General features: G+C 72.0%; 16 protein-coding genes. 10 read left to right on the top strand and 6 right to left on the bottom strand.

What is annotated here, in order from left to right:
- Positions 1-375 precede the first annotated feature (375 nt).
- On the top strand, positions 376-921 hold the full coding sequence (locus EXU48_RS08940) for a hypothetical protein (RefSeq protein ID WP_133107311.1): 546 nt from the start codon (positions 376-378) through the stop codon (positions 919-921).
- A 31-nt stretch (positions 922-952) separates the two neighbouring features.
- A complete protein-coding gene (locus EXU48_RS08935; protein ID WP_235856924.1) occupies positions 953-1,474 on the top strand; it encodes a DUF2087 domain-containing protein in 522 nt (173 codons plus the stop codon).
- A 55-nt stretch (positions 1,475-1,529) separates the two neighbouring features.
- On the opposite strand, the gene EXU48_RS08930 is transcribed toward EXU48_RS08935, so the two are convergent.
- Positions 1,530-2,201 carry a hypothetical protein gene (locus EXU48_RS08930; RefSeq protein WP_133107310.1) on the bottom strand — a complete coding sequence of 224 codons (672 nt, stop codon included), beginning with the start codon at positions 2,199-2,201 and terminating at the stop codon, positions 1,530-1,532.
- 147 nt (positions 2,202-2,348) lie between these two features.
- Between EXU48_RS08930 and EXU48_RS08925 the strand changes: the two genes are divergently transcribed.
- Positions 2,349-3,206 carry a phosphotransferase gene (locus EXU48_RS08925; protein ID WP_133107309.1) on the top strand — a complete coding sequence of 286 codons (858 nt, stop codon included), beginning with the start codon at positions 2,349-2,351 and terminating at the stop codon, positions 3,204-3,206.
- A gap of 74 nt (positions 3,207-3,280) precedes the next feature.
- Here EXU48_RS08925 and EXU48_RS08920 read toward each other — a convergent pair whose 3' ends face one another.
- From EXU48_RS08920 to EXU48_RS08910, 3 genes are all read right to left on the bottom strand, one after another.
- Positions 3,281-4,321 carry an LLM class flavin-dependent oxidoreductase gene (locus tag EXU48_RS08920; RefSeq protein ID WP_133107308.1) on the bottom strand — a complete coding sequence of 347 codons (1,041 nt, stop codon included), beginning with the start codon at positions 4,319-4,321 and terminating at the stop codon, positions 3,281-3,283.
- 64 nt (positions 4,322-4,385) lie between these two features.
- On the bottom strand, positions 4,386-5,216 hold the full coding sequence (locus EXU48_RS08915) for a CPBP family glutamic-type intramembrane protease (RefSeq protein WP_133107307.1): 831 nt from the start codon (positions 5,214-5,216) through the stop codon (positions 4,386-4,388).
- A gap of 34 nt (positions 5,217-5,250) precedes the next feature.
- Positions 5,251-5,850: a TIGR03086 family metal-binding protein gene (locus EXU48_RS08910; RefSeq protein ID WP_133107306.1), complete on the bottom strand. Its 600-nt coding sequence runs from the start codon at positions 5,848-5,850 to the stop codon at positions 5,251-5,253.
- A gap of 82 nt (positions 5,851-5,932) precedes the next feature.
- Here EXU48_RS08910 and EXU48_RS08905 point away from each other — a divergent pair, with 82 nt between their 5' ends.
- A complete protein-coding gene (locus EXU48_RS08905) occupies positions 5,933-7,003 on the top strand; it encodes a helix-turn-helix transcriptional regulator (RefSeq protein ID WP_165962738.1) in 1,071 nt (356 codons plus the stop codon).
- Here EXU48_RS08905 and EXU48_RS08900 read toward each other — a convergent pair.
- Positions 6,953-7,942 (bottom strand): LLM class flavin-dependent oxidoreductase, encoded by a 990-nt coding sequence (locus tag EXU48_RS08900; RefSeq protein ID WP_133107304.1) that lies wholly within the window; start codon positions 7,940-7,942, stop codon positions 6,953-6,955. The genes EXU48_RS08905 and EXU48_RS08900 overlap by 51 nt on opposite strands.
- A gap of 182 nt (positions 7,943-8,124) precedes the next feature.
- Here EXU48_RS08900 and EXU48_RS08895 point away from each other — a divergent pair, with 182 nt between their 5' ends.
- On the top strand, positions 8,125-9,495 hold the full coding sequence (locus EXU48_RS08895; protein WP_165962737.1) for an FAD-binding oxidoreductase: 1,371 nt from the start codon (positions 8,125-8,127) through the stop codon (positions 9,493-9,495).
- A gap of 71 nt (positions 9,496-9,566) precedes the next feature.
- On the opposite strand, the gene EXU48_RS08890 is transcribed toward EXU48_RS08895, so the two are convergent.
- The gene (locus EXU48_RS08890) at positions 9,567-10,319 is read right to left on the bottom strand and encodes a YceI family protein (RefSeq protein ID WP_133107302.1); all 753 of its coding nucleotides are present in this window, start codon (positions 10,317-10,319) and stop codon (positions 9,567-9,569) included.
- 202 nt (positions 10,320-10,521) lie between these two features.
- Between EXU48_RS08890 and EXU48_RS08885 the strand changes: the two genes are divergently transcribed.
- From EXU48_RS08885 to EXU48_RS08865, 5 genes are all read left to right on the top strand, one after another.
- Positions 10,522-15,372 (top strand): NAD-glutamate dehydrogenase, encoded by a 4,851-nt coding sequence (locus EXU48_RS08885; protein ID WP_133107301.1) that lies wholly within the window; start codon positions 10,522-10,524, stop codon positions 15,370-15,372.
- Positions 15,373-15,473: 101 nt separating this feature from the next.
- Positions 15,474-16,124 carry a hypothetical protein gene (locus tag EXU48_RS08880; RefSeq protein WP_133107300.1) on the top strand — a complete coding sequence of 217 codons (651 nt, stop codon included), beginning with the start codon at positions 15,474-15,476 and terminating at the stop codon, positions 16,122-16,124.
- On the top strand, positions 16,121-16,741 hold the full coding sequence (locus tag EXU48_RS08875) for an RNA polymerase sigma factor (RefSeq protein WP_235856923.1): 621 nt from the start codon (positions 16,121-16,123) through the stop codon (positions 16,739-16,741). The genes EXU48_RS08880 and EXU48_RS08875 overlap by 4 nt, the downstream gene beginning before the upstream one ends.
- A gap of 67 nt (positions 16,742-16,808) precedes the next feature.
- Positions 16,809-17,513 (top strand): TetR/AcrR family transcriptional regulator, encoded by a 705-nt coding sequence (locus EXU48_RS08870; RefSeq protein WP_235856922.1) that lies wholly within the window; start codon positions 16,809-16,811, stop codon positions 17,511-17,513.
- Positions 17,510-18,400 (top strand): alpha/beta fold hydrolase, encoded by an 891-nt coding sequence (locus tag EXU48_RS08865; RefSeq protein WP_133107299.1) that lies wholly within the window; start codon positions 17,510-17,512, stop codon positions 18,398-18,400. The genes EXU48_RS08870 and EXU48_RS08865 overlap by 4 nt, the downstream gene beginning before the upstream one ends.
- Positions 18,401-18,511: the final 111 nt, after the last annotated feature.

The raw sequence follows: 18,511 nt of genomic DNA, 5'->3' as shown, positions 1-18,511 counted from the left end.
GGGTGGTGGCGGCGGCGGCGGAACGGCCGGCCCCGGACGACCGGCCGGTGCCGACGGCGACCGGGCGGCCGGTGCGCGGGTGGATCGTCGATCGGTGCCGGGCGTGCGCCCACGGTGTGCCCCTTGCTGGGTTGCGGTGCAGTGGCGATCGAGTCGCGCTGACCCTCGGATCGTGCCCCGGGCCACCGACAACCGATCCCAGTTCCGCCATGGGTCCGCGGATGAACTCTGGGTGCCGCGGATGAACCGGACCGGAACGGAGGGTGAGAGTCCTACGAACCTGGGACCGGTTGCCGGTGCCGGCGTCCTAACGTCGGTGCTGTCGCAGGGAGTCGGCAGGGCGGATCGGCCGCCCACGGAGCGAGGAGCACCACGATGGGACTGTTCAAGCGCAGGACGATGGCCGAGCGTCAGGCCGAGAGCATGCAGATGGCGAACGACATCGCCGAGGGCCGGGGGCTGACCGGCAAGCTCACGCAGGCCTTCATGGGCCGGGAGTTCACCGAGGCGATGCAACAGGCCACCGGCGCGATGAACCAGGGCCAGCTCGCCGCGCAGCTGCGCGCGGCCGGCCATCCGACCAGGACCGCCAGGGTCCTCGGCCTGCAGGACACCGGTCAGATGATCAACAACGACCCGGTGGTCCTGCTCGTCCTGGAGGTCGACGGGCACCAGGTGTCGCTGCAGTCGCTGGTGTCCAAGCTCGAGATCCCGCGGACCGGGGACCTCGTGCTGCTGGTCGACAACCCGCAGCAGCCGGGCACCGTCCTGTACGCCGGTCTCGCGCCGCAGGGGGGCGCGGGAGTGCCCGGGGGTCAGACCGTTCAGACCGGTCAGGCGGGTCCGGCGCAGTGGGGCGAGCAACCTCCGGCCGGTCAGACACAGCCGGCTCGGCAACCCTGGGACCGGCCGCAGCATTGAGGGAGCGGATGCTCACCCGTAGCATCGTCGGGTGACCCGGGACCCAGCTCGTGCCGACTGGCGGCCGATCATGGCGGCGCTGGCGAACCCCCGCGCCCGGCACCTCTTCGCCCAGCTCGTCCTGGCCGGCGCCTCGGAGCCGATCAACGCCGGTCCGAGCACCTCGAAGCAGCGGCAGGCGAGCGCCATGCTGGTGCGCGCGGGCCTGGTCCGGGAGGTCGACGGGCGGCTCGACGTGCACCCGGAGGTGTTCGGCCGCGCCCTGGCCGCCGCGGCGACCGAACCACGCCCCGGCATCGAGCGCTACCTCAACGCACGCGGGGAGATCGACCGCTACCCCTCCGGCGCGGGCGAGCGACGTGCCCTGCTCGAACTCCTCGCCCGGCAGGCCCTCGCCGCGGACGAGGTGGTGCCCGAGCGGGAGCTGAACGAGCGTCTTGCCCGGTTCGGCCCGGACACCGCTGCGCTCCGGCGGGCCATGGTGGACGAGGAGATCCTCGAACGCACCCGCTCGGGTTCGGAGTACGCCCGAACGGCGCGAGCCGCCGAGTAGGCCACGGTACGCGCGGCCCTGCCCTCGACTGCGCTCGCCTCGACCAACTGTGTCGTCACGGGGGTGGCGGGTGCGCCTCCAGCGCTGCCGCGCGCAGGGCGGTGATCTCCGCCGGAATGCTGTTGCGGGCGATGTACGCGATCTCGGTCAGATACCGTCCCCGGTCGGCGGGAACTCGCACGGCGAAGCCCGCGGGATCGGCCAGGAGCGCGGCGTAGAGCGCAGCCCCGTCCAGGCAGAAGACGTCGACCAGGACGATGCGCCCGTCGAGCGCCCGCATGACGTTGCCGGGGTTGAGGTCGATGCCGTCCCACCACGGCACCTCGCGCCGGGCGGTGGCGTCCAGGTCCTCGGCCGCTCGCCGGACCGCGGCCAGTTCGGGATCGTCCCCGGCCGCCCAGGACGCGCGTACGCGTTCGGCCACGTCGGCCGGTGCGGGCAGCAGGAACTCCATGATCGTGAGCTGCCCGCCGCCGGGCAGGGGCAGGTCCGCCTCGACCCGGGGCAGCTGGGCCGTGCCCTCGAGTCGGCGGCACAGGTCCACGAACACCGGGTAGGCCGGGTCGAACGGCGACACCCGGGCCGCCAGCGTGCCGTCCGGCGATCGAAGGGTCACGGCCCAGTCGCCCACCCCGCATACGCTCCACCCGGCCCGCACCAGGTGCGCGTGGGCCTGCCGGTGATCGTGTCCGGCCAGGGTGGCCGCGAGTTCCGCCGTCGTGTTCATCGGCGCACGGTAGCCGCAGCGACGGCAGCCGGGCCAGGCCTTTGCGGTCGCGGAAATGGGCGTGCGGGCGCCTCCGGTGTCCCGCTACCGTGCGGCGGGACCCGCCTCGACGGCCGCGCCGCGGGGCTCCGACGATGGGAGCGACCGATGCCGACGGCCGAGATGACCCGAGCAGTCTCGACGGCACGGTCGGTCGCCACCGCGTGCGGGCTACGGGCGGACGACGCGGTCGTGCTGCACAACTCCAACAAGGTGAGCGTTCGCCTGCTGCCGGCCGACGTGCTGGTGCGCGTGGCCCCCGATGAGCCCGGCGCCGCGGAGTTCGAAGTCGCACTCGCCGGGCTGCTCGCGGGTGCCGGTTGCCCCGTGGGCGCCCTCGACCCGCGCGTGGAGCCGCGCGTTCATCGGCGGGACGGCTTCGCGCTCACCCTCTGGACCCACTACGAGCAGGTGGGGGATCTGTCGCCGGCCGCCTATGCCGACGCCCTGGTCCGCCTGCACGCCGGGATGCGCACGGTCGACCTGCCGACCCCGCACTTCACGGACCGGGTCGAGCAGGCGCGATTACTCGTCTCCGACCGCACCCGGAGCCCCGACCTGCCCGAACCGGAACGGGACCTGCTGCGCGAGACGCTTGCGCTGACCGTCGGCGCGATCGGCGACCGCATCGAAGAGCGGGCGCGACGCGGCGAGCCGCTGCCCCACGAGCAGTTGCTGCACGGCGAGCCCCACGCCGGGAACGTCCTCGCGACCGCCGACGGGCCCCGCTTCATCGACCTCGAGACGTGTTGTCGCGGGCCTGTCGAGTTCGATCTCGCCCACGCACCCGAGCCGGTCGCCGCGCACTACCCGGGCGCCGATCCGGTCCTCTTGCGGCAGTGCCGGATCCTCGTGCTCGCGATGATCACGGCGTGGCGGTGGGACCGCGTCGACCGGCTCCCGGACGGGCGCCGCCTCGGTGCCGAGTGGCTCGCCGAACTGCGTGCCACCCTCGCCCACGAGTGACCCCGACCGCGGCCACGCCCGCACCGCGTGGGTCCTGCTTCGCGGCCGGAGGGTTGCTGCATCACAGCCCGGCGCTACGCCTCCGCGAGCGCCGTCCGCACCGCGGGGATGACCTCACGGCCGTAGAGCTGGATGTGGCGCACGGCGAGCTCGTGCGGGAGGGTGCCGGCGCTGTACTTGAGGTCGAACCGGGACAGGCCGAGAGCGTTGACGGTCCGGACGATCTTGGCCGCGACGGTCTCCGGGGAGCCGACGAAGAGCGCGCCGTCAGCGCCCACCTCCTCCTCGAACCGGTCCCGGGTCATCGGCGCCCAGCCACGTTCGGCGCCGACCCGGGCCATGCCGGCCGCGTAGTGGCCGAAGAACTCCTCCTTGGCCTGGGCATCGGTCGCGGCGACGTGGCCGGGCGAGTGGGCGCCGATCGGCAGTGCCTCGCGGCCGAACTGCTCGAGCGCGCGGTGGTACAGGTCCGTGTAGGGCGCGAACCGCTCCGGCGCGCCCCCGATGATCGCGAGCATCAGGGGGACGCCGTACTGCGCGGCCCGCACCACGGACTGTGGCGACCCGCCGACCCCGAGCCAGGTACGCAGGGCGCCGGACGCCGTCGGCGGGTACACGGTCTGTTCCGACAGCGCCGCCCGCACCGTCCCGCTCCAGGTGACCGGTCCCTCCTCGAGCAGGTGCGTGAACAGGTCGAACTTCTCCTCGAAGAGGGTGTCGTAGTCCTTGAGGTCGTACCCGAACAGCGGGAAGGACTCGATGAACGAGCCCCGGCCGAGGATCACCTCGGCGCGCCCGTCGGAGATCGCGTCCAGGGTGGAGAACCGTTCGAACACGCGGACCGGGTCGTCCGAACTCAGCACGGTCACGGCGGACCCGAGCCGGATCCGCGAGGTACGCGACGCGATCGCGGCGAGCACCACGTCCGGGGCGGAGACCGCGAAGTCGTCGCGGTGGTGCTCCCCGATGCCGATGAAGTCGACACCCACCTCGTCGGCGAGGACCCCCTCGGCGACCACGTTGCGGATCACCTCGGCATGGCTCAGCAGCCGGCCGTCGCCGCCGACCGTGACGTCGCCGAACGTGTCCAACCCGAGCTCGATCTCTGCCATCATCACTCCGCTCGATGCGTTTGCATGTACTGGGAGCCTCAAGGCGGACGGCGCCGGCGTTATTCCCTCAGATGAGGAAGATCGGGATCACACCCGGATTGTGCGCGTGCACGATCGCGAGGAAGACCATGAGGTCGAACAGCAGGTGCACGATCAGCACGTACGTCAGCGACCCGGTCCTGGAGAAGATGAAGCCCTGCAGCAGCGCGAACGGTGCGGTGAGCAGCGGCCCCCACTCGCGGTAGCCGAGTTCCCACAGGAACGACACGAAGATCGTGGCTTGGAGCAGGTTCGCCTGCCACATCGGGAAGTGCCGGCGCAACAGCGCGAAGCAGGTGCAGATGAAGAACAGCTCGTCCCAGGTGCCGACGGCGTTCACGCCCACGAAGAACCGGCCGAGCTCGCTGGCGTCGGTGATGTGCGGCCAGTTCAGGTAGGCGCCGGAGTCGATGAAGTAGAACGGCAGGATCAGCCACCCGAGCACCGGGACGATGACGATGTAGGACTTCTCCAACCGCGTCCACGGCTGGCCGGTGCGCCACGGGAACCGGATCGCCCGCCGCTTGTAGACGAACCGGTCGACCAGGAACGGGACCGTGACCGCGAGCGCGAGCACGATCCCGATCGTGAAGAACCGGTCCCAGCTGACGTCGGCCTCGACCGAGGTCACGGAGACGATCGCGATGCCGAGGCCGATCAGGGTCAGGTCCTTGCCCAGTTCCCGGCCGACCGCGAACGCCCCGGCCAGGCTGGCGACCAGGAGCGCGTGCCCCCAGCCGGGCACCTGCAGGCCGAAGAGCAGGAACGCGGACAGGCTGACCCCGATCGCGGGGACGAGCGCCACGGACAGGGCCGGTCGCTCCGGGGCGGTCAGGGCGGTCTCGGCGGCCGGCGACATGCCCCCAGCATGGCAGGTGCGCGCTCGGCCCGACTCAGCCGGCCGTCCAGAACGGATCGCGTCCGGTCCAGGCGACGAGGCGCGCGTACGGATCGGCGTCCGCGGGCACCGGGACCGGGTCCCCGAACGGGACGTCGCCGCCGCGCGGCTCGGCCGGGAGCATCCGCTCGTACGCGGCCAGGGCGATCTCGGCGAGTCCGCCGTCGAGCCCGTCGGTGCGCCCCGTGGCGGCGGCCAGGTCCCAGGCGTGCACGGTCAGCTCGCCGAGGTAGGAGCCGACCGCGGCGGCGCCGGGGACCTGGCCCCAGGGGACGGTGACGGTGCGCGTCAGCGACTCGTCGTCGGCGAGCACCGCATCGGTGGCGGCCCGGCCGGACTCCCAGTCGCCGACCCAGTCAGTGCTGTCGACGTGGCTCGGCGCCTCGTGGAACGGGCGCCCCTCCAGCACCACGCCGATCCGGCGCACTACCCCTTGCAGGTGCCCCACCAGGGCGGCCACGTCGAACTCGTCGCAGGGGGTCGGCAGCGAGGACTGGTCCACCTCGGTGCCCGCGATCAGTGCGCCGGTCTGGTCCAGCGCCCGGGCGAGCAGTGGTCGGGGGTCGGTCCGAGGTGCGGTTGCGGTGCTGGTCATGGCGGTTCTCCTTGCTCGGTCATGGGCCGGAGCGGCCCGTCGGAACAAGTCCATCGCGCAAACCGGACATCTTCTGTCAGGTTTGCGTGAGAGTCTCGACACCATGCGCGCGGACCGGTTGCTGCACCTGCTGATGCTGTTGCAGCGCCACCGGCGAGCGAAGGCGTCCTGGTTGGCGGAGCGGCTGGAGGTGAGCGAGCGGACGATCCTGCGGGACATGGACGCGCTGTCCGCGGCCGGCGTGCCGGTGTTCACCGAGCGGGGCCGTGGCGGCGGGTGCGTCCTGATGGACGGCTTCACCACCAGCGCCTCGGGCTTGACTCCTCCGGAGGCGCAGGCCCTGTTCGCCTGGACCGGCCGGGAGGCGGCCGACCAGCTCGGGCTCGGCTCGGCGCTGTCGTCGGCGCTGGCCAAGGTCGCCGCGACCGCGCCGAGCGGGGCCGTCGAACATGCCGAGACCCTCGGGGGCGTCGTGCTCGCGGACCGCCGGACCTGGTTCTCCGCGGCCGAGGCCGTGCCGCTGCTGCCGCAGCTGCGGGAGGCGGTGCTCGGACGCCGTCGGGTGCGGATGACCTACACATCGGCCACGGAGACGACTCCCGGGGTCCGCACCGTCGACCCGATCGGGATCGTCGACCACTCGAGTCGCTGGTACCTGGTCGCCGAGCATCGCGGGAGGGTCCGCAGCTACCGGGTGTCCAGGATCGGCCGGGCGGTGGTGCTGAGCGCGCCGAGCACCCCGGTCGACGACCGGCCGCTCGCGGTGATCTGGGAGGAACTGCGAACCCGGTTCTCCGACCAGCTCCGCCCGGTGCCGGTGACGTTGCTGGTGCAGCCGGACCGGGCCGCCCTGCTGCGCCGGCTGGTCGACATGCAGGTCGCGTCCGGCAGCCGGATCGAGGTCGAGCCACCGTCCGTGCCCGGCGGCGCGCAGACCTGGCGGGTCACGGTGCGCCAGAGCGAGGTGATGGCGGCCGTGGCGGTGCTCTTCGCACCCGAGGTGACGGTCCTGGAGCCCGCGTCGATGGCCGCCCAGATCCGGGCCGCCGCGCGGCGGGCGCTCGCGCACTACCCCGAACCGGCCGGGCCCGACGGCGGAGCTTCAGTCCGCGGTCAACCCACCGGCCTGCGCCACCAGTTCCGCGGCCCGTAGCCGGTCGGCCACGGTGGTCGCGTGCAGGGCGACGATCAACTCGTCGGCGTCGGCGTGCGCGGCGAACGTGGTCAGGTACTCCCCGACGGCGTCCACCGTGCCGACGGCGGTGTAGCGCATCATCTCGAGCAGGTGCTGGCCCTGCGGCGAGGCGAGCACCATGTCCGCCTCGTCGTCGGTGAAGTCACGCTTGCCGCCGAGGATCAGGGCGACCCGGCTGCGCTGGGTCGCGAGCAGCTGAGCCTGCGCCTCGGCGTCGGTCTCACCGGTCGCGACCCCGACACCGGCGATCACGTACGGCTCGGCGAGCTGGTCCGACGGCGTGAAGTCACGTCGGTAGACCGCGACCGCCTGCTCCAGGGCAGCCGGGGCGAAGTGGGAGGCGAACGCGTACGGCAGGCCGAGGGCGGCGGCCAGCTGGGCGCCGAACAGGGACGAGCCGAGGATGTAGAGCGGCACGTTCGTGCCGGAGCCGGGGTAGGCCTCGACTCCGGGCAGCAGGCTCTCGCCGCTGAGGTAGCCCTGCAGTTCCTGCACGTCGCGGGGGAAGGTGTCCGAGGAGGTCGCGTCCCGTCGCAGCGCCCGCATGGTGACCTGGTCCGTGCCCGGGGCGCGGCCGAGCCCGAGATCGATCCGGCCCGGGTGCAGCGAGGCGAGCGTGCCGAACTGCTCGGCGATCGTCAGCGGAGAGTGGTTCGGCAGCATGATCCCGCCGGAACCGAGGCGGATGGACCGGGTGTTCGCGGCGACGTGCGCGATCAGCACGGCGGTGGCCGAGGACGCGATGCCGGGGCTGTTGTGGTGCTCGGCGTACCAGACCCGGTGGAAGCCGGTGCGCTCGGCGGCACGGGCCAGCGCCACGCTGCCCTCGAGAGCCTCCCGGGCTGTCTCGCCCTTTCCGACGGTGGCCAGATCGAGCAGGGACAGCGGGAGCGACATGGTGACCTTTCACGTGTGGGACGCAGACGGTGGGGACCGCGCCATCAGACGGCAACGCGGCGGTCGGCGAGGCTATTCCGGCCCCGTGCACGCGGCCGCCGGTGGCCGACGCCGTGCCTGCCTCATCGCCCTCGGCGAAAACGCCTGTCCGAATGTCGGCCCCCCGGCCTACCGTTTCGCCCGTGACCACACTCAGCGAATCAGACGTCACCAGCCTCCGATCCACCGTCTCCGGCACCGTGCTCCTGCGCGGCGAGCCGGGCTTCGCGGATGCCGTCCGCGGTCAGAACCTCGCCGTCACGCACGATCCGGACCTGGCCGTGTCCGCCGCCTCCGAGGAGGACGTGAGCGCCGCCGTCGCCTTCGCCGCCGCGCACGGGCTCCCGGTCGACGTCCTGGCCACCGGGCACGGCTCCCATGTGCCGGTCACGTCCGGCCTGCAACTGCTCACCCACGAACTGAACGCCGTGAGCGTCGATCCGGCGGCCCGGCTCGTCACGATCGGAGCCGGCGCCCGCTGGGCCGCCGTGATCGAGAAGACCGCCCCGCTCGGTCTGGCCCCGGTGACCGGCTCCTCCACCCACGTGGGCGTGGTCGGGTACACCTTGGGCGGCGGCCTCGGGCCCCTGGCCCGCAGTCACGGGTTCAGCACCGACTGGGTGCGCGCCCTGCGGGTGGTGACCGGCGACGGCTCCCTCCTCACGGCGTCCGCGACGCAGAACCCGGACCTGTTCTGGGCCCTGCGCGGTGGCAAGTACGGCCTCGGGGTCGTCACGGAGATCACCATCGAGGTCGCGGAGGTGCCGGCCCTGTACGCCGGGAACCTGATGTTCGACGAGGAGTACCGGGAACAGGTCCTGCGTGGCTGGGTGGACTGGCTCCCGACGGCGTCGGGCGAGGTGAACACGTCCGTCGCCCTGATCACGATGCCGCCGCTGCCGTTCATCCCCGAGCACCTGCGTGGCAAGCGGGTGCTGTCGCTGCGGTTCGCGTACGCGGGCCCGGCCGCCGACGGCGAGCGGCTGGCCGCGCCGCTGCGCGCCCTGGCGCCGGCGCTGACGGACGAACTCGGCGAACTGCCGCTGGCGCAGGTGGCACGCATCCACGCGGACCCGGAGGAGCCAGGGTCGTCGTGGTCGGGCGGAACGCTGCTCCGGCGCCTTGACCAGGACTTCGTGGACGTGCTGCTGTCCACGGCGGCGGCACCGGGCAGCCCGATCATGGTCGTCGAGCTGCGGCACCTCGGCGCGGCAACGGCGGTGGACGTGCCCGAGGGCTCGGCGACCGCCGGCCGCGGCGCCATCGCGGCCGTCTCGGTCGTCGCCGCCGGTCCGCCCCCCGCCCTCGGGGCGGCCGCCACCGCGTTCGAGGAGTTCAAGGGGGCCCTGACCCCGTGGCTGGCCGAGCACGAGACCGTCTCGTTCGGGAACGTGGGCTCCGCCGAGTCCTACCGGGCCTTGTGGCCGGCCGACGTGTACGAGCGGCTGGCGGGGGTACGCGCCTCGGTCGACCCCGACGGTGTGCTGAGCCCGGCCTGGCTGCGGTCGGCCTGACCCGGAGACGACGCCGGCCCACCGTCCCTGGTCGGGTGGTGGGCCGGCGTCGGTCTGTCCGGGCCGGACGCTCAGTACCGGTGACCGGGCGGGGGCTCCCAGGGGGACGGCTGCTGGGCACCGACCGGCTGAGCCTGCTGGTTGTCCGGTGCGTCCGGGGCGTCGACCGGGACCTGCGCGTCGGTGAGCTCCGGGTTCACCGCATCGGCCGGCCCGTCCCCGGCCGTGGCCAGGCCGGCGCCCTCGTCGGCGACGCCGGCCTCGGCGGGCGCGGCCTCCGACTTCACCGCGGAGATCTCGAACTCGAGCGTGATCTTCTCCGAGACGAGCACACCGCCGGTGTCGAGCGGGACGTTCCACTCGAGACCGAAGTCGCGGCGGTCCACCCGACGGGTGCCCTCGAATCCGGCGCGCAGGTTGCCCATCGGGTCGCGCTCGACACCCATCAGGGTGATCGGGATCGCGACCTGCTTCGTGATGTCCCGGATGGTCAGGTCACCGACCACCATGTAGGTGTCGTCCTCGATCTCATCGACCGAGGTGCTCTGGAACACGATCTCGGGGTGGGTCTCGACGTCGAAGAAGTCGGGGCTGCGCAGGTGGTCGTCCCGCTGGCCGTTGCGGGTGTCAATGCTCGCGACGGCGAGCCGGACCTCGACGGAGGACTTCGCGGGACCGTCCGGGTCCACGAGCATCCGGCCGTCTACCTCGTTGAAGGCGCCACGGACCTTGGTCACCATCGCATGCCTGGCGGAGAAGCCCACCCGTGTGTGGGACGGGTCGAACACCCACTCGCCGCTCATGGTCGCATCGAGTACGGACATCGTTCTCCTCTTTGGGGGACGCCCGCACACGACGGGCACGTGGGGTGCACACTACCGGCCCATCCATTCCGCCCGGACCCTGTTTCCGCGGCGAGGCAACCGCACCGGCACCGATCGCGGCCGACCTGCCCGGGCCCGACGTTCTGGCTAGACTCCGGCGTGTAGGCGCGGCGCGATTCGACGGCGACTCGATGGGTGGGCAATGACCTCGGCAGCGAACCTCTCGACCGGATCGACTCGGGAGGCCATCCTGGCGGCGGTCACCGACCTCGCCGAACAGGCCGGCGAGCACCACGTGATCAGGCTCGTGGACCGGGTCCTCGAGCACGTCGCGACCGAGGACCTCGCCGAGCGTGAGCCCCGCGACCTGCACGGCATGGTCCGCTCGATGTGGGCGCTCGCGCAACAGCGCGAAGCCGAGGCCACCCTGGTGCGGGTGTTCACGCCGACGGTCGACGACGACGGTTGGCAGAGCAAGCACACGATCGTGCAGATCTGCACCGACGACATGCCGTTCCTGGTGGACTCCGTCACCGCGGCACTCTCCGACCACGGCCGTGTGGTCTACCTGATCGTCCACCCCCAGCTGGTGGTCAGGCGGGACGCCACCGGCGCGCTCACGGAACTGCGGGACGAGCGTCCGCCCACGGCCGCCGGAACCGTCGAGTCGTGGATGCACATCGCGATCGACCGGATCCCCACGGAGACGGCCCGCTCCGAGCTCACGGACCGGCTCGAGGCCGTGCTCGGGGACGTGCGTCGTGCCGTGGCCGACTGGACCGCGATGCGGCACGCGTGCGAGGCGATCGCCAGCCAGTTGGAGGCGGGCGTGCCGCCCACCGTCGACCCTGCCGAGGTCGAGCCCGCCGAGCGATTCCTGCGCTGGCTCGTCGACGACCACTTCACCTTCCTCGGGTACCGCGAGTACGACCTCGACACGGTCGACGGTGAGGACGTGCTCCGTCCCGTGGCCGGTAGCGGGCTCGGGATCCTGCGCGGCGAGCCGGATGCCGACCATCAGTACTCGCGGCTGCGACCGGAGGCCCGGGAGAACGCCCGCGAGCCGCGGCTGCTGACCATCACGAAGGCGAACTCGCGGGCCACCGTGCACCGTCCCGTCTACTTGGACTACATCGGCATCCGGACGTTCGACGCGGACGGGAACGTCACCGGCGAGCGTCGGTTCCTCGGGATGTTCACGTCGACGGCGTATGCGGACTCGGTCCTGCGTCTTCCGATCGCGGCGGAGAAGGTCCGCGCGGTCCTCGCGCGCAGCGGCTTCGCCGCGCACTCGCACTCGGCCAAGGATCTGCTCGGGGTGCTCGAGGCCTACCCGCGCGATGAACTGCTCCAGACCGACGTGGACACGCTCTGGGACGTCGCCTCCGACGTCCTCTACCTCCAGGAACGCCGTAAGGCCAAGCTCTTCCTGCGCAAGGACGAGTTCGGCCGGTTCGTCTCCGCCCTCGTCTACATCCCCAGGGACCGGTACAACACGGTGGTCCGGCTTCGGATGGAGTCGATCCTGACCGAGGCGTACGGCGCCGAGCACGTGGACTTCACCACCCGGGTCAGCGAGTCACCGCTGGCACAGCTGCACTTCGTGGTCCGGGTCCCGCGCGACGCCGACATCCCCGAGGTGGACACTGCCGCGGTCCAGGAGCAGCTCCTGAAGGCGACCCGCACCTGGGAGGAGGATCTCCTCGACGCGCTGCACGTCTCCCCCGCCGACGACGTGGGCGCAGGTGGGCGTTTCGTCCACGGGTTCCCGGAGGCGTACAAGGAGGACTTCGACGCCGACACCGCGACCCACGACCTGGCCCAGCTCCAGGGGCTCACGACCGGCGACACCCGCGTGCACCTATACGACCCTGACCGCGGCGACCCCACCGAACGGCGCCTGAAGGTCTACCGCAGGGAACCGCTCAGCCTGACCGACATGCTCCCGACCTTCAGTGACCTGGGCGTGGTGGTCGCCGACGAACGCCCCTACACGGTCCGTGACGACGCGGACGGATCCGACGTGCGGATCTACGACTTCGGGCTGCGGGCGCCGAGTGCCGACCTCTGGGCTGCGGGCGCCGACACGGCCGCCTCCTTCGAGGACGCCTTCCTGGCGGTGCGCACCGGCCACGCGGAGAGCGACGGTCTGAACGCGCTCGTGCTGCGGGCCGGGCTGACCTGGCGGCAGGTGGTCATCCTGCGCACGGTCGCCCGCTACCTGCGCCAGATCGGGTCGACGTTCAGCGTCGAGTACCTCGAGGCGGCGCTCGTCGCGAACCCGGTCCTGGCCGCGCGGGTGGTGGCCCTGTTCGAGGCGCGCTTCGACCCCGACAGCACAGCCGGGGCCGCCGATCGGGACGCCGCCCAGGCCCGGATCACCGCGGAGATCGACGCGGACCTCGAGCAGGTGGCCAGCCTCGACCAGGACCGCATCGTGCGCGCCTTCGTGGGCGTGATCGCCGCCACCTTGCGCACGAACTACTTCAGGTCCGGTGCAGTCGACGACGACGGCCAGCCCGCCGCGCGGGTGAGCCTCAAGTTGGACTGCCACCTGGTCCCCGGCCTGCCGTCCCCGAAGCCACGGTTCGAGATCTGGGTGTACTCACCGCAGGTGGAGGGCGTGCACCTGCGCTTCGGAGCCGTGGCCCGTGGCGGGCTGCGCTGGAGCGACCGGCGCGAGGACTTCCGCACCGAGGTACTCGGCCTGGTCAAGGCGCAGATGGTCAAGAACGCGGTGATCGTCCCGACCGGGTCCAAGGGCGGCTTCTTCGCGAAGCAGCTGCCCGACCCCACGGCCGACAGGGCGGCCTGGCTCGCGGAGGGCCGCTCCGCCTACTCGGAGTTCATCCGCGGTCTGCTCGACGTCACCGACAACCGGGTCGGGACCACCGTGGTCCCGCCCGAACGGGTGGTCCGCCACGACGGTGACGACCCCTATCTGGTCGTGGCCGCGGACAAGGGCACCGCCGCGTTCAGCGACCTGGCGAACTCGATCTCCGCGGAGTACGGGTTCTGGCTGGACGACGCGTTCGCCTCCGGCGGGTCCGCCGGGTACGACCACAAGGAGATGGGCATCACCGCCCGCGGTGCCTGGGAGTCGACGAAGCGCCACTTCCGCGAGGTGGGGCTGGACACGCAGAGCCAGGACTTCACCGTGGTCGGCATCGGGGACATGAGCGGGGACGTGTTCGGCAACGGCATGCTCCTGTCGGAGCACATCCGCCTCGTCGCCGCCTTCGACCACCGCGACGTCTTCATCGATCCCACGCCCGACGCCGCAGCCTCCTTCGCGGAGCGGCGGCGCCTCTTCGACCTACCGCGGTCGAGCTGGGCGGACTACGCCCCGGATCTGATCAGCACCGGCGGCGGCGTGTTCTCCCGCTCGGCGAAGTCCGTGCCGGTCAGCGCCGAGGCGCGAGCAGCCCTCGGCCTGGCTGACGACGTGACGAGTCTGACCCCCGCCGAACTGATCCACGCGATCCTGCTCGCCCCGGTCGACCTCGTCTACAACGGCGGGATCGGCACCTATGTGAAGGCGTCGGTCGAGGCCCACTCCGAGATCGGCGACCGTGCCAACGACGCCATCCGCGTGGACGGCCGCGAACTGCGCTGCCAGGTGTTGGTCGAGGGTGGCAACCTCGGCGTCAGCCAGCTCGGCCGGATCGAGGCGGCCGCGCACGGGGTGCGGATCAACACCGACGCCATCGACAACTCCGCCGGGGTCGGCACCTCGGACCGGGAGGTGAACATCAAGATCGCGCTCACCGCGCTCACCCGCGACGGCGAGCTGACCATGGACCAACGCAACGAACTGCTCGCCTCGATGACAGACGAGGTGGCCGCGCAGGTGCTCCGGGACAACTACGTACAGAACGTCCTCCTGGGCAACTCCCGAGCGCACGCCCACGAGATGCTGGCGGTGCACCAGCGGCTGATCCAGTGGCTCGAAGGCCGCGGCGAACTCGACCGCGCGCTTGAGTTCCTGCCAACGGACGCCGAGATCGCCGAACGGGACGTCGCCGGGTCGGGCCTGACCCGGCCCGAGTTCGCGGTGCTGGTGGCGTACGCGAAACTCGCCCTGAAAGCAGACCTGGCCGACTCCGGCCTCGCCGACGGGCCCTGGTTCTCCCGCACCTTGGCGGAGTACTTCCCGGCGCCGCTGCGCCAGGCCTATCCCGAGCGCCTCGCCGAGCACCCGCTGCGCCGGGAGATCATCGTGAACTCGGTCGTGAACTCGATGGTCAACCGCGGCGGGATCACGTTCGCGTTCCGGGCCGCGGACGAGACCGGTGCCTCCAGCGAGCAGATCACCCGGGCGTTCGTGGCCAGCCGGGAGATCTTCGCGCTGGAGGACTACGTCGCCCAGGTCGAGGCCCTCGACAACCTGGTCGACACCGCGGTTCAGACCCAGCTGTACCTGGACTTCCGCCGACTGCTCGACCGCGCGTCCCGTTGGTTCGTGCACCACCGACCGGAGGAGGCGCAGGTGGGCGAGGCCGTCGAGGAGTTCGCAGGCGGGGTCCGCGACCTGATCGAGGACCTGCCGGACCTGCTCCGCGACCAGGAGTCCGCCCGGTTCGCCGAGCGTGCCGACGCGCTGACCGACGCCGGGGTCCCCGCCCCGCTCGCGCGGCGGGCCGCCGGCCTGCTCCCGGCCCTCTCCCTGCTCGACGTGATGGAACTCGCCAGCACCTGCGGAGAGGACCCGCGTCACCTGGCCGGCCTGTACTACGCCCTCTCGGCCCGGCTCCGGATCGACGACCTGCTCATCCAGGTCGCCGCTCTGCCGCTCGACAACCGCTGGGACGCCCTGGCCCGGTCCGCCATGCGTGACGACCTGTACGGCACCCTGGCCGCCCTGACCCGCACCGTACAGGCGGCCACCGACGCCGGCTCGGCCCCCGATCAACGCATCGCGGCGTGGGCCGAGACCGGCGGGGTCACCCTCACCCGGGCCGAGGAGTCGATCGGCACGATCGCCGCGCTCGTCGGTGCCGGAGTGGCGCCGGTGTCCGTGGCGTTGCGCAACCTACGCGCCCTGGTGCGCTGACCCGACCCGACCCGACCGGCACGACCGATGCCATGCCGCGTCGGCATCGGGGCGCGGTCCGGACATGTAGGGGGTAGGAGCACCCCACGATCGGAGCCGACATGACCTCGCCACGCCAGACCGACGATGACCACCTCGACGCCTTGCTGAACGCCTCGAGCCCGCCGGCCCCCCTGGCTGGCGCCGCCACCGAGACGGACCTGGCAACCCTCGTGGCCGAGGCACGCACGGCAGCCATCCCACCTCGGCCCGGCCGGACCCGCAGGCACCTGACCGCGGTGAGCGCCGCCGTCGTGCTCGGCCTGGCCGGCGCGGGAGCCGCGGCGGCCACGGTCACCGACGCCGACTGGCTGCCCTGGGCCCAGGAAGCCGATGTGATCTTCACCTACACCCTGCCGAGCGGCGCGGTCTGTGAGGAACGCATCGGCGACGTCGGCAGTAGCGGCGACCCGGAGGCCGTCGAAGCGACACGCGAGTTCTTCCGCGACAACGACGTCCTCGCCCTGGCTGACGTCGACGCGATGATCGCCCAGATACGCCAGGAGGACGCGAGCGGCGGTGAGGACGGCACCGAGGTGTCCGCCGATGATCCCGATGCGCAGCCGATGTCGGCCGACATGGAGTACGGGCTGGCGTTGGGACGAGCCATCAGCGACCTCGTCACCGCGGAACTGCGGAGCCAGGGCTTCGACACCGACGCCGCCGGAGTCAGCTACTCCGGCCAGGCCTGGTGCCCGGGTGCGGACTGGTGAGCGATCGTGTGCGTGCCGAGGCCATTCTCCAGGACGTCCTGACCACCTCGGCGCGGGACCTGTTGCGCTACTGCGAGTACCGGCTCGGTCCGGACGAGGCGGAGGACGTTCTGAGCGAGGTCCTGGTGGCGGCGTGGCGCCGCGCCGACGACCTCCCGGACAACGGACACGACGCCAGATTGTGGCTCTTCGGGATCGCCCGCAACACGGTGCTCAACGCACGCCGTAGCGGGCGGCGACGCTCCAACCTCGGCCATCAGTTGCGCCGCCACCACGACGGCACCGACGCACGAGCCGCGGACGCCGGCCTCGACGTCCGCGACGCCGTCGACCGCCTGGAGCCGGACCTCGCGGAGTTGATCCGCACCGTGCACTGGGACGGATTCACGGTCGCGGAGGCTGCCCGGGTGCTCGATATCCCGTCCTCCACGGCCACGAGCCGCTATCAGCGAGCTCGGACGATGCTGCGGCGCTCGCTGGCACCTGACGGCGACGCGCCGGGACCGGCCGAGACCGAGCACCGACGCGACCGGGCCGCCACCCCGGCCGACCGGGTCCCGGACCGTCCGAGGCTACGCACCGTGGGCAGCGGCCAGGAGGTCGCTCCGGCCCGATAGTTCGAGGCTCCTGCTCCGCCGGGCCGGCGGAGCAGGAGCGGACGCGGGTCATGTTACGATACGGTACGTGTCGTATCCTAATGATCTGAGCTCGAGCACACCGTCAACAGGCCGCCCCGGTGGGCGCCCTCGGGACGATCAGCGCGAGGTCGAGATCCTCGGCGCGGTCACCTCGCTGCTCGCCGAGCGCGGCTACGAGGCCGTCACGTTCGAGGAGGTGGCCCGCCGTGCGCATGCGTCGAAGGCCACGCTGTACCGCCGCTGGAAGACGAAGCGGGACATGGTGATCGCCGCCCTCAAGGCCGGGCCCGCCCGCCGTGACGACGGGGACCGGATCGACACCGGGAGCCTGCGCGGCGATCTGGGCGCACTCTGTCGGCGCCTCGTGACCACGATGCGGTCCGCAGACGGCCAGACGGCGATGCTCCTCCTCCAGGCCGGCCTCGAGGATCCGGAGCTGTGCGAGGAGATCGAACGGGCCGTCGGTCCGACCGGCTCCCGGCTCCCCGCCTCCGTGATCCGGGCGGCCGTGGCGCGCGGCGAACTCCCCGAGGGCGTGGACCCCTTCCCGTTCGAGGAGATCACCGGCTCGGTGATCCTGCTCCGCCGACTCAACGGCCTCCGGATCGACGACGGCTACCTCGATGCGCTCATCGACACGGTCCTGATCCCGGCTCTGCGTGCCACGGCACCCGCGCACGACCTACCCGCCGGAATCTTCTCCGGTCACCCCACAGCCGAACCGCCCACGGACCCGAAGGACGCACCATGACCGATCTGACCATCGATGGATTCGACTACCAGACGCTGCCCGGCGAGGACGGCCTCGAACTGAACGTCGCCCACGCAGGCACCGGCCCCGCCGTCGTCCTGCTCCACGGCTTCCCGCAGACCCACTACATGTGGCGCGACGTCGCACGCGAGCTCGCCGCCGAGCACACCGTCATCGTGCCGGACCTGCGGGGCTACGGGCGCAGTGCCAAGCCGTCCGGGACGGACCCGCACACCTACTCCAAGCGGGCGATGGCCGCGGATGTGGTGCAGGTGGCTGCCGCGCTCGGCCACGACCGCTTCGGCCTGGTGGGCCACGACCGCGGCGCCCTCGTCGGTGTCCGGGCCGGCCTCGACCACCCGGACACGGTGCGCTACCTCGGGATCCTCGACGTGCTCCCGACCCTGGACACCTGGGGCGTGTTGCACGGTGTCGACGCCAAGGTGGCCTGGCACCTGTACCTCATGGCTCAGCCTGCGGGGCTCCCGGAGAAGATGATCTCGGCAGTCGCACCCGAGTTCTTCGGCTCCTTCCTGGACGCCTGGGACACCGACGGAGCGACGTTCACCCCCCGCGTCCGGCAGTACTACATCGACAGTTCGGTGGCCGCCGTCGACTCGATCGTCGCTGACTACCGCGCCACTGCGGGCATCGATCTCGAGATGGACCGTGCGGACCGCGCCGCCGGGACGAGGCTCGGGATGCCGGTCGGCGTGATCTCCCAGGACTGGGGCGCCCGGCTCGGTTTCGACGCCGCCGAACTGTGGGGCGCCTGGGCGGCCGACCTGACCTACGAGCCGCTCCGGGCGGGTCACTTCATGGCCGAGGAGCGGCCCGCGGACATCGCGCGCTTCGTGGGGACACTCGCGGCACGCGCGCACCCCTGACGCGTCGGCGACTGCGGACGACTCGCCGACGTGGCCCGGCCAGGCCACGTCCCCGCAAGCGAGTGTCTTGACGCTCCCGCCGGTGTGCATGCACTATCTACGACATGCGCG

This window comes from Occultella glacieicola (genome assembly GCF_004353825.1).
Taxonomy (GTDB): domain Bacteria; phylum Actinomycetota; class Actinomycetes; order Actinomycetales; family Beutenbergiaceae; genus Occultella; species Occultella glacieicola.
The sequence above is the reverse complement of the archived record's forward strand: the minus strand, read 5'-3'. Positions and strand labels throughout refer to the sequence as shown.

Bases quoted from the DNA above. Each gene is read 5' to 3' on its own strand.
- EXU48_RS08940 (WP_133107311.1), top strand. From the start codon at position 376: ATGGGACTGTTCAAGCGCAGGACGATGGCCGAGCGTCAGGCCGAGAGC.
- EXU48_RS08930 (WP_133107310.1), bottom strand. From the start codon at position 2,201: ATGAACACGACGGCGGAACTCGCGGCCACCCTGGCCGGACACGATCAC.
- EXU48_RS08925 (WP_133107309.1), top strand. From the start codon at position 2,349: ATGCCGACGGCCGAGATGACCCGAGCAGTCTCGACGGCACGGTCGGTC.
- EXU48_RS08920 (WP_133107308.1), bottom strand. From the start codon at position 4,321: ATGATGGCAGAGATCGAGCTCGGGTTGGACACGTTCGGCGACGTCACG.
- EXU48_RS08915 (WP_133107307.1), bottom strand. From the start codon at position 5,216: ATGTCGCCGGCCGCCGAGACCGCCCTGACCGCCCCGGAGCGACCGGCC.
- EXU48_RS08910 (WP_133107306.1), bottom strand. From the start codon at position 5,850: ATGACCAGCACCGCAACCGCACCTCGGACCGACCCCCGACCACTGCTC.
- EXU48_RS08900 (WP_133107304.1), bottom strand. From the start codon at position 7,942: ATGTCGCTCCCGCTGTCCCTGCTCGATCTGGCCACCGTCGGAAAGGGC.
- EXU48_RS08890 (WP_133107302.1), bottom strand. From the start codon at position 10,319: ATGTCCGTACTCGATGCGACCATGAGCGGCGAGTGGGTGTTCGACCCG.
- EXU48_RS08885 (WP_133107301.1), top strand. From the start codon at position 10,522: ATGACCTCGGCAGCGAACCTCTCGACCGGATCGACTCGGGAGGCCATC.
- EXU48_RS08880 (WP_133107300.1), top strand. From the start codon at position 15,474: ATGACCTCGCCACGCCAGACCGACGATGACCACCTCGACGCCTTGCTG.
- EXU48_RS08865 (WP_133107299.1), top strand. From the start codon at position 17,510: ATGACCGATCTGACCATCGATGGATTCGACTACCAGACGCTGCCCGGC.